This window comes from Bradyrhizobium sp. USDA 4474 (assembly GCF_054057515.1).
In genome coordinates, this window is sequence record NZ_JBSRZJ010000002.1 from 4,866,069 (window position 1) to 4,879,508 (window position 13,440).

Annotated in this window: 9 protein-coding genes and 6 pseudogenes; 8 read left to right on the forward strand and 7 right to left on the reverse strand. The window is 61.2% G+C overall.

Translation table 11 applies throughout. The features are described 5' to 3' along the window. Positions 1 to 497: 497 nt before the first annotated feature. The 3 genes and pseudogenes from ACVW16_RS24700 to ACVW16_RS24710 all read right to left on the reverse strand — a co-directional run. Positions 498 to 665, reverse strand: a complete 168-nt coding sequence (locus ACVW16_RS24700) for a hypothetical protein (protein ID WP_456701657.1) — start codon at positions 663 to 665, stop codon at positions 498 to 500. 67 nt (positions 666 to 732) lie between these two features. Beyond that, a pseudogene (locus tag ACVW16_RS24705) lies at positions 733 to 871 on the reverse strand (transposase domain-containing protein); the annotation flags it as partial. Between the two features lie 75 nt (positions 872 to 946). Further along, positions 947 to 1,168, reverse strand: a pseudogene (locus ACVW16_RS24710) (transposase domain-containing protein); the annotation flags it as partial. A gap of 56 nt (positions 1,169 to 1,224) precedes the next feature. On the opposite strand from ACVW16_RS24710, the gene tnpA reads away from it, so the two are divergent. The 7 genes and pseudogenes from tnpA (at position 1,225) to ACVW16_RS24745 (ending at position 9,552) form a co-directional block, all read left to right on the forward strand. After that, positions 1,225 to 1,635 carry an IS66-like element accessory protein TnpA gene (gene tnpA / locus ACVW16_RS24715; protein WP_456701658.1) on the forward strand — a complete coding sequence of 137 codons (411 nt, stop codon included), beginning with the start codon at positions 1,225 to 1,227 and terminating at the stop codon, positions 1,633 to 1,635. Continuing rightward, positions 1,632 to 1,979, forward strand: a complete 348-nt coding sequence (gene tnpB, locus ACVW16_RS24720; RefSeq protein WP_456701659.1) for an IS66 family insertion sequence element accessory protein TnpB — start codon at positions 1,632 to 1,634, stop codon at positions 1,977 to 1,979. The genes tnpA and tnpB (ACVW16_RS24720) overlap by 4 nt, the downstream gene beginning before the upstream one ends. Before the next feature lie 73 nt (positions 1,980 to 2,052). Continuing rightward, positions 2,053 to 3,624, forward strand: coding sequence for an IS66 family transposase (tnpC, locus tag ACVW16_RS24725; RefSeq protein ID WP_456701660.1), 1,572 nt, complete (start codon positions 2,053 to 2,055; stop codon positions 3,622 to 3,624). Between the two features lie 316 nt (positions 3,625 to 3,940). Then, positions 3,941 to 5,129, forward strand: a pseudogene (locus ACVW16_RS24730) (IS110 family RNA-guided transposase). A 229-nt stretch (positions 5,130 to 5,358) separates the two neighbouring features. Beyond that, positions 5,359 to 6,101: pseudogene (gene istB, locus ACVW16_RS24735) on the forward strand (IS21-like element helper ATPase IstB). A 1,222-nt stretch (positions 6,102 to 7,323) separates the two neighbouring features. After that, positions 7,324 to 8,862: a porin gene (locus tag ACVW16_RS24740; RefSeq protein WP_456701661.1), complete on the forward strand. Its 1,539-nt coding sequence runs from the start codon at positions 7,324 to 7,326 to the stop codon at positions 8,860 to 8,862. 354 nt (positions 8,863 to 9,216) lie between these two features. Next, on the forward strand, positions 9,217 to 9,552 hold the full coding sequence (locus ACVW16_RS24745; protein WP_456701662.1) for a helix-turn-helix domain-containing protein: 336 nt from the start codon (positions 9,217 to 9,219) through the stop codon (positions 9,550 to 9,552). A 149-nt stretch (positions 9,553 to 9,701) separates the two neighbouring features. Here ACVW16_RS24745 and ACVW16_RS24750 read toward each other — a convergent pair whose 3' ends face one another. Next, on the reverse strand, positions 9,702 to 9,944 hold the full coding sequence (locus ACVW16_RS24750; RefSeq protein WP_456701663.1) for a hypothetical protein: 243 nt from the start codon (positions 9,942 to 9,944) through the stop codon (positions 9,702 to 9,704). A gap of 25 nt (positions 9,945 to 9,969) precedes the next feature. Further along, positions 9,970 to 10,206: pseudogene (locus ACVW16_RS24755) on the reverse strand (transposase domain-containing protein); the annotation flags it as partial. 251 nt (positions 10,207 to 10,457) lie between these two features. Here ACVW16_RS24755 and ACVW16_RS24760 point away from each other — a divergent pair. Continuing rightward, the gene (locus ACVW16_RS24760) at positions 10,458 to 11,639 is read left to right on the forward strand and encodes an IS110 family RNA-guided transposase (protein WP_456802625.1); all 1,182 of its coding nucleotides are present in this window, start codon (positions 10,458 to 10,460) and stop codon (positions 11,637 to 11,639) included. Positions 11,640 to 11,643: 4 nt separating this feature from the next. Here the strand turns inward: ACVW16_RS24760 and tnpC (ACVW16_RS24765) are convergent. Together tnpC (ACVW16_RS24765) and tnpB (ACVW16_RS24770) are read right to left on the reverse strand one after the other, a co-directional pair. Further along, positions 11,644 to 13,062, reverse strand: a pseudogene (gene tnpC / locus ACVW16_RS24765) (IS66 family transposase); the annotation flags it as partial. 42 nt (positions 13,063 to 13,104) lie between these two features. Next, the gene (gene tnpB / locus ACVW16_RS24770) at positions 13,105 to 13,425 is read right to left on the reverse strand and encodes an IS66 family insertion sequence element accessory protein TnpB (RefSeq protein WP_456701664.1); all 321 of its coding nucleotides are present in this window, start codon (positions 13,423 to 13,425) and stop codon (positions 13,105 to 13,107) included. Positions 13,426 to 13,440: the final 15 nt, after the last annotated feature.

Consider the following 13,440-nt stretch of genomic DNA (forward strand, 5'->3'; position numbering starts at 1 on the left):
AGAGTAGACGCACACCACGGCTCGGGTAAGCATCATCATCTGGAGTGAGGTTCGGAGAATTGGACAAGCAGGGTCCGTGATGACGGCCGCAGCGAAGGGTTGTACGAGACACGCACGCTGATAGTGGCATCGTCATCGAACGGCGCGGGTCGCACCGAAACGCACCCGGGGAACCCACTCCGAGGTCCTGTACCCCCGCTTTGGACTAGTCCGTCTAGCGACGCGCAGCGTCCCATTGTCGGATCTTTCGGCGGGTAGCCATTGCACTTCGCGCTGAAGAGATTGGAAAAAGCGGCACCACTTCCCCCGGCGGGGGCAGCTATAGTTACTTTAAGAAAGCGTTAATTCGGGCATTGAGCACGTCAGCGTCCGATTTGTCGTTCCCCTCCTCACTTTTGTTAAGAAGTGCGTTGCTACTGCATTCTACTGTACCCCTTTCGGAGCGGCCTCCCTATCGGCCAAGGTAAGCATCAGGCGTCGGCCGCGGGCTGAGCAGATTATTCGGTCGACCAGCGTTTGAGCAACTTCGGATTGTCTTTGTAGACTTGGGTGAGCTCGATGAGGCGTTCGATGCCGAAGTCAGTGATCGCCTGAACGCCGTCTTCGCCGACGCCAAAGACCCAGACGGCTCCCTCCTCGATTCGTAACCTACGTCTCGCACCCAATCTTCGTCTTCGCCGAGGTCTCTCGCGACCTTGTGATGGTGGTGTGTGGCTTTATCTACGTGGGCGGTCATGCCGCTCGAGCGGAGATCGCTGACGCTGGCGTCCAATTCCAGAACTTAGTCCAGCCGATGAGCCGCAAGGGTGGCCATCCGGACAAGGACGTCCGCAAGCCACGCCTGCGGATCGATGCCGCTTATCTTTGCCGTACGCATACGACGAAGACCGCCTGATTGACGCATGCGCGCGGGCGCGGCGGGCTCTATGATGGCGTTGCGTGAAGGTCAGGCGGCCTGCTGACCGGCGGCCTGGCGCAGGAGCTTCCATCCCCAGGGCAGCAGTTCGTGCAGACGCGAAGCGGGAAGATCGGCGATACGGGCGGGGACGTCGGCAAGCCAGGCCTTGGGATCGACGTCGTTGAGGCGACAGGTCGTGATGCCGGCGAAGGTCCAGTTGCGCCTTCCCAAGGCGATGCCTCTCAATGCGCGCTCGGCACAATTGTTAGTATCCGTCCGGTGAAGGCCGCCTTGCCGAATGAGGCGTGTTGTTGAGTACTGTCCTTATGGACAGTGATAGGCGCAGTGCCCAAGTCGAACGGCTTGAGGTGGTGGACACGGGCCGGCGACGGCGCTGGTCCGAGGATGAGAAGCTCAAGATCGTCCTTGAGAGCTTACAGTCGCCGCGTCAGGTCGCGGCAACAGCGCGGCGGTATGGCGTTTCGCGCTCATTGCTGCTGCGATGGCGACGCTCGTTTCGGCCTGAGCCGAAGGATGCCGCCGATCCACCTGGCTTCGTACCTGCGATGGTGGTCGCGGAAGCAGGACCGACGCCCTGTCCAGTCGCGCCGGCCAGCAGCGGCGGGTCGATCGAGATCGAGTTTGCGGCCGGGGCTCGGATGCGGATCACGGGCGCGGTCGACGCGGCGACGCTGAAGGCCGCCGTGGCGGCACTGGCAGATGGACGGCCGCGGTGATCCCGATTGCGTCGAGCGTGCGGGTGTGGATTGCGACCGGCCACACCGATATGCGCCGCGGCATGAACTCGCTGGGCTTGCTGGTGCAGGAAGCCTTCAAGCGAGACCCGCACGGCGGCGACCTCTATGTGTTCCGTGGCAGGAGCGGCAAGCTAATCAAGATCCTTTGGCACGATGGACTGGGCATGTCGCTCTACGCCAAGCGGCTGGAGCGCGGCCGCTTCCTGTGGCCGTCGTCGGCTGATGGCGTGGTGACAATCACCCCAGCCCAGCTTGGCTACCTGCTGGAGGGCATCGACTGGCGGATGCCGCAACAGACCTGGCGACCACAGGCGGCTGGTTGATCGCTGGGATTTGAATCGGTGACAGGATCAGCGGTTCGGACAGAGATCGCGTCTTGTGATTCTCTGGTCGTCGATGAGTGCCGATGATTCTCTTCCCGACGATGTGACCACGCTGCAGGCGATGCTGCGCGCCGAGCGAGCGGCCCGGTTGGCCGCGCAAGCCGAAGCCCAGGCGGGAACATTGCTGATCGAGAAGCTCAAGCTCACGATCAAGAAGCTGCGGCACGAGCAGTTCGGACAGTCCTCCGAGCGAGGCGCATTGCTGGACCAGCTCGAGCTACAACTCGCCGACCTGGAGGAGAACGCGGCTCAAGCTGAGACCGCGGCGCAGATGGCAGCCGAGAAGATTGCGGTGCCATCGTTCGAGCGCCGCAAGCCAGCCCGCCGGCCGCTGCCGGAGCATTTGCCGCGGGAGCGCATTGTCTATCCCGTGCCGACCACCTGCCCATGCTGCGGCGACAGCCGATTGCGCAAGATTGGCGAGGACGTGACCGAGACGCTGGAGCTCGTTCCGCGACAGTGGAAGGTGATCCAGCACGTGCGCGAGAAGCTCGTCTGCCGGGCCTGCGAAGCGATCACCCAGCCGCCGGCTCCTTCGCATCCGATTGCGCGCGGGCGTGCAGGGCCAAAGCTGCTGGCCCATGTCCTGTTCGCCAAGTACGGCCTGCACCTACCGCTTCATCGTCAGAGCGACGTCTACAAGCGTGAAGGCATCGACCTTGACTTATCGACGCTCGCGGACTGGGTAGGTGCCTCCGCGGCAACCCTGATGCCTCTGGTCGATGCGATCCGGAGCCACGTCTTCGCAGCCGAGCGCATCCATGCGGATGACACCACGGTGCCGGTCCTGGCCAAGGGCAAGACCCGGACCGGCCGGCTATGGACCTACGTTCGCGACGACCGTCCGTTTGCCGGCCCAGATCCGCCGGCGGCCGTGTTCTTCTACTCGCCCGATCGTGGCGGTGCACATCCGGAGCAGCATCTGGCGGGCTATGCCGGACTGATGCAGGCTGACGCCTACGCCGGCTTTGGCAGGCTCTACGAGACCAATCGCAAGGGCGGCCCGATTATCGAGGCCGCGTGCTGGGCGCACGGCAGGCGCAAGTTCTTTGACCTCGCGCGGCTTACCAAGGCGCCGATCGCGGCCGAGGCGGTCAAGCGCATTGATGTTCTGTTCGCCATTGAACGCGAGATCAAGGGTCTTGCGCCGCAGGAGCGTTTGCGTGTGCGCCAGGAGCGTAGCCGCCCTCTGATCGTCGAGCTGGAGTCGTGGATGCGCGAGCAGCGCGTCAAGCTCTCCAGGAGCAACGACACGACCAAGGCGATCAATTACTGTCTCAGCCGCTGGGATGCATTTACCCGCTTCCTCGATGATGGCCGCCTGTGCATGTCCAACAACGCCGCCGAACGCGAACTGCGGGCGGTCGCCGTGGGACGAAAGAATTGGACCTTCGCCGGCTCCGATGAGGGCGGCCGGCGTGCGGCTGCCATCTACAGCCTTATCGCCACCGCCAAGCTCAATGATATCGACCCGCAGGCTTGGCTTGCCGACGTGCTGGCGCGCTTACCAGATCACCCTGCCAAGTACATCAATGCACTGCTGCCTTGGAACTGGCAGCCTCAAAGCGTCGCCCACGCCGCTTAAGCACCATCAGCCTTCCATCCAAGAACGGTCCTAGCCGGGGCCTTAGCCGGATGCGTACAATTGTTAAAGGGCATGATGTTTTCAGCGCTCAAACCCGGTGGAGAGGACCGGTCGTCCGGATTAGTCTGTCCAAGCCGGGATAGGGGCGCTGGAGCACGAAACGGTGGCAGGCCGCCATGACCATGAGCTGTGAGCTCGCTTTGTTACTTGGCCGCCCCTACGACTTGCCCGGCTGCGCTGCGAGCGCGGATCCGTAGATGTCGTGCAAGCCACTGGCTCCTGAGACAAAGGAGAAGCAAGCATGCAAATCGTCGGCATGGACATCCACCGATCCTTCGCCGAAGTGGCGATCCTGGAGGACGGAACAATAATCCGACAGCTCCGCGTTGATCTCGTCCACGATCGGCTTGTCGCCTTTGCCAAGACACTCAGCCTCGAGGATGAGGTGGTCATCGAGGTAACGGGCAACAGCGCGGCGGTCGAACGTATTCTGCGCCCGCACGTTAAGCGCGTCGCGGTCGCCAATCCGAGGCTCGTTCGGGCGATCGCCTATGCGCGAGTCAAAACGGACAAGGTCGATGCTGGGACCCTGGCAAAGTTGCATGCTGCTGGCTTCTTGCCGGAGGTCTGGGTGGCTGACGAGGACACCTACAGCCGCCGGCGCCAGATGGCCGAGCGCGCTGGCGTCTTGGCGCAGATCATCCGGATTAAAGGACGCATGAAAGCTATCCTGCATGCCAACCTCATCCCGCCCTACAAAGGCTATCTCTTCGGCAAGCACGGGACAGCATTGGCTGGACAGTCTGCCTCTTCCATCGGAGGAGCGTGCGATGCTCCAGCGTCTTATCACGGAACTCGAACGCGTGACGAAGCAACTATCGGAAATCGACAAAGTCGTGGCCCAACAGGCTTTGGACGATCCACGGGCTCTCAAGCTGATGACGATCCCCGGCGTGAGTTCGGTCGCCGCATCGAGTGTACTGGCCTCCATCGGCGACATCGCACGCTTCCAATCACCGGATAAGCTCAGCAGCTACTTCGGTTTGACCCCTCGAGTTCGGCAATCGGGAGAGCATCCGCCAAGGCATGGTCGTATCTCGAAACAGGGCAATCGTGACGCCCGCAAGATGCTGGTTGAAGCGGCCTGGTCGGCCAAGACGGCGCCCGGGCCGCTGCGGGCCTTCTTCAATCGCATGCAAAAGAAGCATGGGGCTGGAGTCGCGGCCGTCGCCACGGCACGTAAGCTCGCAGTGATGATCTGGCACGTCCTGAGGACCGGGAAAGATTATGCTTACGCACGACCGGCGTTCACAGCGATGAAACTCCGGAAGGTGGCACTCAAGGCTGGAGCGCCTCGTGCCTATGGCAAGGCTGGCCCGGGTCGGGACTACTGGATCAAGGAACTGCGTGAGCGGGAAGCTGGCTATGTCGCACGCGTCGAGCAGGCGTACGAGCGGATGGTGGCGGCCTGGAAGGAGAAGCCAAAAAAAGTGGCCTTGAACTGACGATAGGGCTTCTCAACACCATCGGTGGTCAAGCGCTAGGGCCAGGAACGCGTCGATGCCGCCTGCGCCCGGGCCCTCCTGCTCAACGCCCGTTCGTACAAATCGGTCGCCGCCATCCTCAAGAACGGCACCGACAGAACCGCGCCTCCCACCGAGGAGGCGCCCATCCATCCTCTTCCACGCCAACATCCGCGGCCGCAGTTACTACAATTGATCAGGAGAGATCATCGTGCTCATTCACCCCACTGTCGATCGCTTGCGCGCCCTCGGTCTCGCCGCCATGGCCGATACCCTCGTCGAACTGCAGAACAATCCCGAGGCGGCCGAGATGCCGCACGCCGATTGGCTCGGCCTCCTCGTCGATCGCGAGGTCACCGCCCGCGACAACCGCCGCCTCACGCGCCGCTTGAGCAGTGCCAAACTCCGTCAAGCTGCCGCCATCGAGAACGTCGACTATCGCACCGCTCGCGGCCTCGACCGTTCGCTCTTCCAGAACCTCGCCACCAGCCAATGGATCCGTGAGGCCAATCACCTGGTCATCGTCGGCCCAACCGGCACCGGCAAGTCCTGGCTTGCCTGCGCGCTCGGCAACAAGGCCTGCCGCGACGGCTTCTCCGTCCTCTACAAGCGAACATCCCGCCTGTTCGCCGATCTCGCCCAGGCGCGCGGCGAAGGCCATCTGGCGCGCCTGATCGCCGCTCTGGAACGCGTCAATCTCCTCATCCTTGACGACTGGGGACCCGAACCGCTCACCGCCGACCAGCGCCGCGATCTGCTCGAGATCGTCGATGATCGCTACGACAAGGGGTCCTTGTGATCACAAGTCAGGTCCCCGTGTCGCAATGGCATGACGTCATTGCCGATCCCACCCTTGGCGATGCGATATTGGACCGCATCATTCACAATGCGCACCGCCTCGAGCTCAAAGGCGACAGTCTACGGCGTCAGGCTGGCGAAAAGAAAAAACCGTGAGCACCTCGCGCACGATCGCCCCGCCGGCCCACAGGCCCCTCCCGCGCGCGTCGCTACGTCGCTCGTGGGGGCACTCCGCGCCGCGCACGGGGCCCTCCCATGGACCGCCGGAACGATCTTCGAACCAACCCGCCAGCCTTGACGAGGAGGACATTTCCAGCACACATAAATCCGTCAGCCGTGTTCGCCTCCGTCCTGATCACGATCACTGGAATCCGTGATCACCATCGCATGGAACACCTGATCACCATCCCTGGAATGCGCAGCCGGTCGCGATCTAGACGCTGACGCCGCTCGCAATAGGGATCGTCGCCGTCTCAGAAGCTCAAGAACCCGGCGAAGCGCCTCCGTGTCCACGTTCCGGTCAAACACGCATGCGACAGGCGCCGCGGCGCCGCCAAGCTCGATGTCGATAATGCCGGCCCCCGCACGTTGTGCAGGCGGTGAAGATACCGATTCTGGCGCGCTACTCGAGATGGGAGCCGCCGCAGGCCGCAGGCGTGATCTCAACCGGAACAAGTACTTGCGCGGCACTTGCCTGCGCGCGCCAACCGGCGCCAAGTGAACAATTGGCTCGTCGATAGTCCGTTACGTCGTGTGTCACCGACACTAGAGGTGGCCCGCTATAACTCTGGGCAAGACCCGCTGTCTTCCGATGTCCAACGGCGCGCGCCCGTCGAGACGACTTCAAGACAGGAGACCTTCGGCATTGGCATGTCACTCATACGCCGATGTCTTCACTCTCCATCAAACGGCGCAAGGCGGTCCTCGCCTCGCCGGAGCGATACGCTCCTAGGGCAAGAGTCGCTCTTGGCGATCTTGCAACCTTCGCATCCGCATGCGCGTCAATAGACGCGACCATTGGACACCGCGCCTAAGCACGATGCGCAATTTGTTTCGCTCGATAGTCGAAGATACACGAAGCGTACGCTTACTTGTCGTAACGGTACTAATCGTACGCTTGTGCAGCGCTTAGGACACGCTGTCCTGGAGTGCGCATGCGTTCGTTCGTTTCGTACAAAATTTCCACGCCGTTTGCTAACGCAATCTGTCAACTTAATAACGCGAGCGGCGGAATGGTCCGCGCCGCGACGTCGCTGGTTCAAGTAGTCACCAGTGATGTTCGAGGAACGCCCTGTAGGTCGAGAATGATTGGGGGCGGAGGCGGCTAATCTCCTAAGCGAGACTAGCTCGTCTGGAGTTAAACAACTGGAGGTTTTTTATGAAGATGGCGAAGAGCCTCTTTCTAGGTTCGGCGGCAGGTCTGATCGCTCTAGGCGGAGCGCAGGCTGCCGACCTTCCCATCAAGGCCAAGGCGATCGAATACGTGAAGATCTGTTCTCTGTATGGTGCTGGGTTCTACTACATTCCAGGCAGTGACACTTGTATCAAGCTCGGTGGCTACGTACGTGCCACAACGGTCCTGGGCTCAAACGGCATCTGGGGAGCCGCGACCAGCGGCGTCGCTGGGGCGCACAATCGTCTGAGCAACTACTACACAAGTCAATCCCGAGCTGACCTCGGCATCGATACTCGTACCGCGACGGAGTATGGTCTCCTTCGTACGTACGCTGAGCTCGCATTCACCTGGACGGCCGGTGGCTATAGCGGTGCTGGCACAACAGCTAACAATGGCTCAACGGCCTATAACGGAAGCAACCCGGCAGGAAGTGGTAGCGGTTCGATCTCCGGTGGTTCGCTCTCTGTGTACTACGCGTTCATCCAATTCGCAGGCTTCACCTTTGGTCGAGCGCAGTCGCAATTTTCTTCACCTTGGACGAACTATCCTGCAAACGGCTTCGACGGCTTGCCTGGCGGCGGCGGGTGGGAGGCTGTCAATCAGTTTGCCTATACGGCGGACTTTGGCCAAGGCATCACAGCCAGCTTCTCGGCTGAGGATCAGGTCGTTCGAAATACTACAAATATCTGGAACGTGAGCGGAGCGACGGCCACCGGCCTTGCGGCTGGTTCCTATGGTGCCGGCGACATCGGTGGTTCGCGGTCTCCCGATCTCGTCGCCATGCTGCGCGTGGACCAGGCATGGGGTCTTTTCCAAGCGTCAGTGGCCGCTCATGATAATCACACTGGCTATTACGGTGCCGATGAGACAACGGGCCATCCAAGCGACAAGTGGGGCTGGGCTGGCCAGCTTGCATTGTCGATAAAGAATATCCCGACCGGTGCGGGTGACACGATCAACATCCAAGGAGTGTATACAAACGGCGCAACCGGTTACAATTTCCAACCGTATGGTCCGTATACCTTCGCGATGTACAGCGGTACGGGGCTAACTGGTGCTTACCAGAGCGTCGGCATTGCTGGCCTCTCGGACTCGGTCTTCGTTACAGGCGCGAGCCAGCAGCTGACCACGAGCTACGGCTTTAACGGCGGCTATACCCACAACTGGAATCCGTATTGGAACTCGTCAATTTTCGGCGGGTGGGGTGCTGTACGGTACAACAACACGGCGAAGGGCTACATCTGTGGCGCGTTCGTCGCGACTCTTGCACTGTCGAGTGGCGTGGCTGGCTGTAACCCGGACTTCAACTATGCCGTGGTTGGTGTGGCCACGCGGTGGACGCCCGTCAAAAACCTGACCTTTTCGACCGAGGTTGTTTACGCGATGCTCGATCAGAAGTACGCGAGCGGAAGCACGGTAACCTTGCCGTTGCAGTCGGGGGTGGCCAAGCCGAGCGGGGTGTACGAACTGAAGGACCAGCAAAGCCTTCAGATGATGTTGCGCGTTCATCGTAACTGGTGAGCTTTCTATCCAACTAGCGGAAGGAGAAGAGGGAACAGCTCTAACTATCTAGTTTTACCTCCAAGAAGGCCTCCGGCATGCCCGCCGGGGGTCTTTTTAGTCCAGAGTCATCGGCGAAAGGTGAGCGGTAACATTCCGGGTGAGGCAATATGGGAACAATTTGGGACTCTCGCTCATTTTTGGTGAAGTTGTTGAAGCGGCGCCCATTACACTCGCCTCGAGCAGATCGATTTCTGCACGTCCATACATCTGACGCTTTAGTAGAGCAAAATCTGACCGACTTGAATCGGGAGGGATTCCCATGGGGGTCAAATTCTGATTCACCCTGTGTGCTGGACAAGGAGGCCGGCACACATGGCCAAACCTTTGTCGGAGGATTTGCGGATCCGGACAGTTCGGGCGGTTGAGGGCGGGATGTCGCGCCGCGCGGCGGCAGACCGGTTCGGCATCTCGGTTGCGAGTGCGGTGCGGTTTGTCCGAGAATGGCGCGAGAACGGGGCGACAAAAGCCAAACGACAGGGCGGCGACCAGCGCTCGCAGCGCATCGAAGAGTACCATAATGCGATCATGAGTGCGATCGAAGCCAAGCCCGATATGACTCTGGTTGAGATTCCGAGATGCTCAAATCGGAGTTTGGAGCCTCGTTTGCGCCGAGTTCGATTTGGCGCTTCCTTGACCGTCACGGCATAACCTTCAAAAGAACAGGATAGGCCCGATGTTGCGGCGGCGCGCCAGGCCTGGCGCGAACTCGCGCCGCAGCTCGATCCTGACAAGCTGGTCTTCATCGACGAGACCGGCGCCTCGACCGTATCCATCCGAGCTAGGCCGCGGACAGAAGCTCACCGATTCAAGCGCTTGAGGAGTTCAGGGTCTTCCTTGTGCATCATGATGAGCTCGGTCAGGTTCTCGATGCCGAAGTCGGTGAACGCCATTACCTGGTCGTCACCTATGCCGTAAACCCAGATGACGCCATCCTCTGTGTCCATTCCGTTGGCCACGTCCCAGAGCCACTCCTCGTCTTCTCCAAGGTCCTTGGCGACGCGACTGATGGTGAAGACGGCATAAACCTTGTTGACGTGCATGGCTACGCCGCCTCGGTGGAGGGTGTCAGAGCGGGAGGGTCCAGTTCCAGGGCAACAACTCATGCAGGCGGTTCTGCGGGATATCGGCGATGCGCGCGAAGACGTCGGCAAGCCAGGCTTTCGGGTCGATGTTGTTGAGACGCGCCGTCATGATAAGCGTGGCCATCACGGCAGCTCGCTCCGCGCCACGATCAGAACCGGCGAACAACCATGCCTTTCTTCCCAGAGCAAAACCGCGCAACGCTCGCTCCGCAGCATTGTTAAAGGGCATGATGTTTTCAACGCTCAAACCCGGTGGAGAGGACCGGTCGTCCGGATTAGTCTGTCCAAGCCGGGATAGGGGCGCTGGAGCACGAAACGGTGGCAGGCCGCCATGACCATGAGCTGTGAGCTCGCTTTGTTACTTGGCCGCCCCTACGACTTGCCCGGCTGCGCTGCGAGCGCGGATCCGTAGATGTCGTGCAAGCCACTGGCTCCTGAGACAAAGGAGAAGCAAGCATGCAAATCGTCGGCATGGACATCCACCGATCCTTCGCCGAAGTGGCGATCCTGGAGGACGGAACAATAATCCGACAGCTCCGCGTTGATCTCGTCCACGATCGGCTTGTCGCCTTTGCCAAGACACTCAGCCTCGAGGATGAGGTGGTCATCGAGGTAACGGGCAACAGCGCGGCGGTCGAACGTATTCTGCGCCCGCACGTTAAGCGCGTCGCGGTCGCCAATCCGAGGCTCGTTCGGGCGATCGCCTATGCGCGAGTCAAAACGGACAAGGTCGATGCTGGGACCCTGGCAAAGTTGCATGCTGCTGGCTTCTTGCCGGAGGTCTGGGTGGCTGACGAGGACACCTACAGCCGCCGGCGCCAGATGGCCGAGCGCGCTGGCGTCTTGGCGCAGATCATCCGGATTAAAGGACGAATGAAGGCTATCCTGCATGCCAACCTCATCCCGCCCTACAAAGGCTATCTCTTCGGCAAGCACGGACAGCATTGGCTGGACAGTCTGCCTCTTCCATCGGAGAAGCGTGCGATGCTCCAGCGTCTTATCACGGAACTCGAACGCGTGACGAAGCAACTATCGGAAATCGACAAAGTCGTGGCCCAACAGGCTTTGGACGATCCACGGGCTCTCAAGCTGATGACGATCCCCGGCGTGAGTTCGGTCGTCGCATCGAGTGTACTGGCCTCCATCGGCGACATCGCACGCTTCCAATCACCGGATAAGCTCAGCAGCTACTTCGGTTTGACCCCTCGAGTTCGGCAATCGGGAGAGCATCCGCCAAGGCATGGTCGTATCTCGAAACAGGGCAATCGTGACGCCCGCAAGATGCTGGTTGAAGCGGCCTGGTCGGCCAAGACGGCGCCCGGGCCGCTGCGGGCCTTCTTCAATCGCATGCAAAAGAAGCATGGGGCTGGAGTCGCGGCCGTCGCCACGGCACGTAAGCTCGCAGTGATGATCTGGCACGTCCTGAGGACCGGGAAAGATTATGCTTACGCACGACCGGCGTTCACAGCGATGAAACTCCGGAAGGTGGCACTCAAGGCTGGAGCGCCTCGTGCCTATGGCAAGGCTGGCCCGGGTCGGGACTACTGGATCAAGGAACTGCGTGAGCGGGAAGCTGGCTATGTCGCACGCGTCGAGCAGGCGTACGAGCGGATGGTGGCGGCCTGGAAGGAGAAGCCAAAAAAGTGGCCTTGAACTGACGATAGGGCTTCTCAACACCATCGGTGGTCATGCAGATCCTTCCGTCGTGGACAAGGCGGGCAAAGCCTTCCCAACGATTGAGCAGATAGTTGATCGGCTTAATCACGTTGGACGAACGCGAGAGCCGGGCAGATTCCGCCCGCAGCCAAGACTCAAGGTCGGTCAACAGTGGCACGCTTCTTTCCCGGCGGATCTGCAGCCGCTCCTCAGCGCTCAGCCTATAGATGTCGCGCTCGATCTCGAACAGCTGGTCAATCCGACGAACCGCTTCCAGCGCAACGGGCGAGATCGCCGTCGCCGATCGTCCGCGGCGCGCGTTCTGGGCGATATCGGCCAGTTCGAAGAACGCCCTCCGACCGTGTGCCCAGCAGAAGGCGGGCGTGGCCGGCGACGCCTTGCGTCCGGGATCGAACAGAGCGTTGAACCCGCTGTAGGCGTCGGCCTGCAGGATCCCAGCGAAGTTTCGAAGGTGCCGCGCGGGATGCTCGCCGCGCCGATCGCGTGAGGCGTAAAACAACGCCGCCGGCGGATCTCGCCCGCCAAATGGCCGATCGTCGCGGACATAGGTCCAAATCCGGCCGGTATCTGCTTTCCCTTTCGCCAGGATTGGGATCTTGGTGTCATCACCATGGAGCCTGTCGGCGGAGAGCACATAGGCTTCGATCAGTTCAAAGATCGGCCTGACCGCAAAGGCTCCGGCGCCCACCTGGTCCGCCAGCGTCGAGACCGACAGGTCGATCCCCTCGCATTTGAAGCGCTGGCTCTGTCGGTTCAGCGGCTGATGCAGACCAAATTTGTCGAACAGGATCGTCGCCAGGAGCTGGAGTCCGATATAGCCCCGCGGCGTGGCATGGAACGGCGCCGGCGGCTGCGTGATCGCCTCGCAGTCCCGGCAACTAAACTTCTCCCGCACCGTATCGATCACCTTGAACCGGCGTGGGATCTCCTCCAGCGTCGAGGTCACTCTTTCGCCGAGCTTCGATAGCCGGGCCGATCCGCAGCAGGGACATTGCGTCGGGGCCGGCAGGACCACGCGTTCTCGCTCGATGTCATCGGGAAAGGGCTGGCGCAGAGGCCGCTTGGGCTCAAACGAACGCACCGTCTGCGTCTTCCCCGCCGCCTTCTCGGCGGCAAGTTCATCCTCAGTTGCGGCCGCCTCGAGCTCCTCAAGCTCAAGCTCCAGCTGATCGAGCAATCGTGCCGCCCGTTCCGAGCGCGTGCCATAAAGCGTCCGCCGCAGCTTCTCGATCTCGAGCTTGAGGTGGGCGATCAGAGCTTCGGTACTCGATTGCTTCGCCTGGGCATTGGCCGCTTCAGCAAGCTTGGCCTCCGCCGCAAGCCTGGCTGCGCGCTCAGCCAGGATCATTGCATGCGCGGCGGCAAGATTAGGCGGCAGCTCGTCGGCGCTGGAGTCCATAACCAGATGGAATCACATTCGCTGCCAAACTCAAACAAACTCTCAGCCCACGCTCGTCGGACGCCAGGACTCTTGGGGATTGCGCCAGTCGATGCCGGACAATAGATAGCTCATCTGCGCCTGCGATATCGACACCATGCCATCGGCCAGCGACGGCCAGACAAAACGACCTCTCTCGAGTTTCTTCGTAAACAGGCATGCTCCCTGGCCGTCATGCCAGATCACCTTCAACAAATCGCCTCGGCGCCCGCGGAAGCAGAACAAATGACCGCTGAGGGGATCGCGGCGCAACACCTCTTGCACCTGCAACGACAATGAGGCGAAGCCTTTGCGCATGTCGGTGTGGCCCGTCGCCAACCACACCCGAACTCCTGTAGG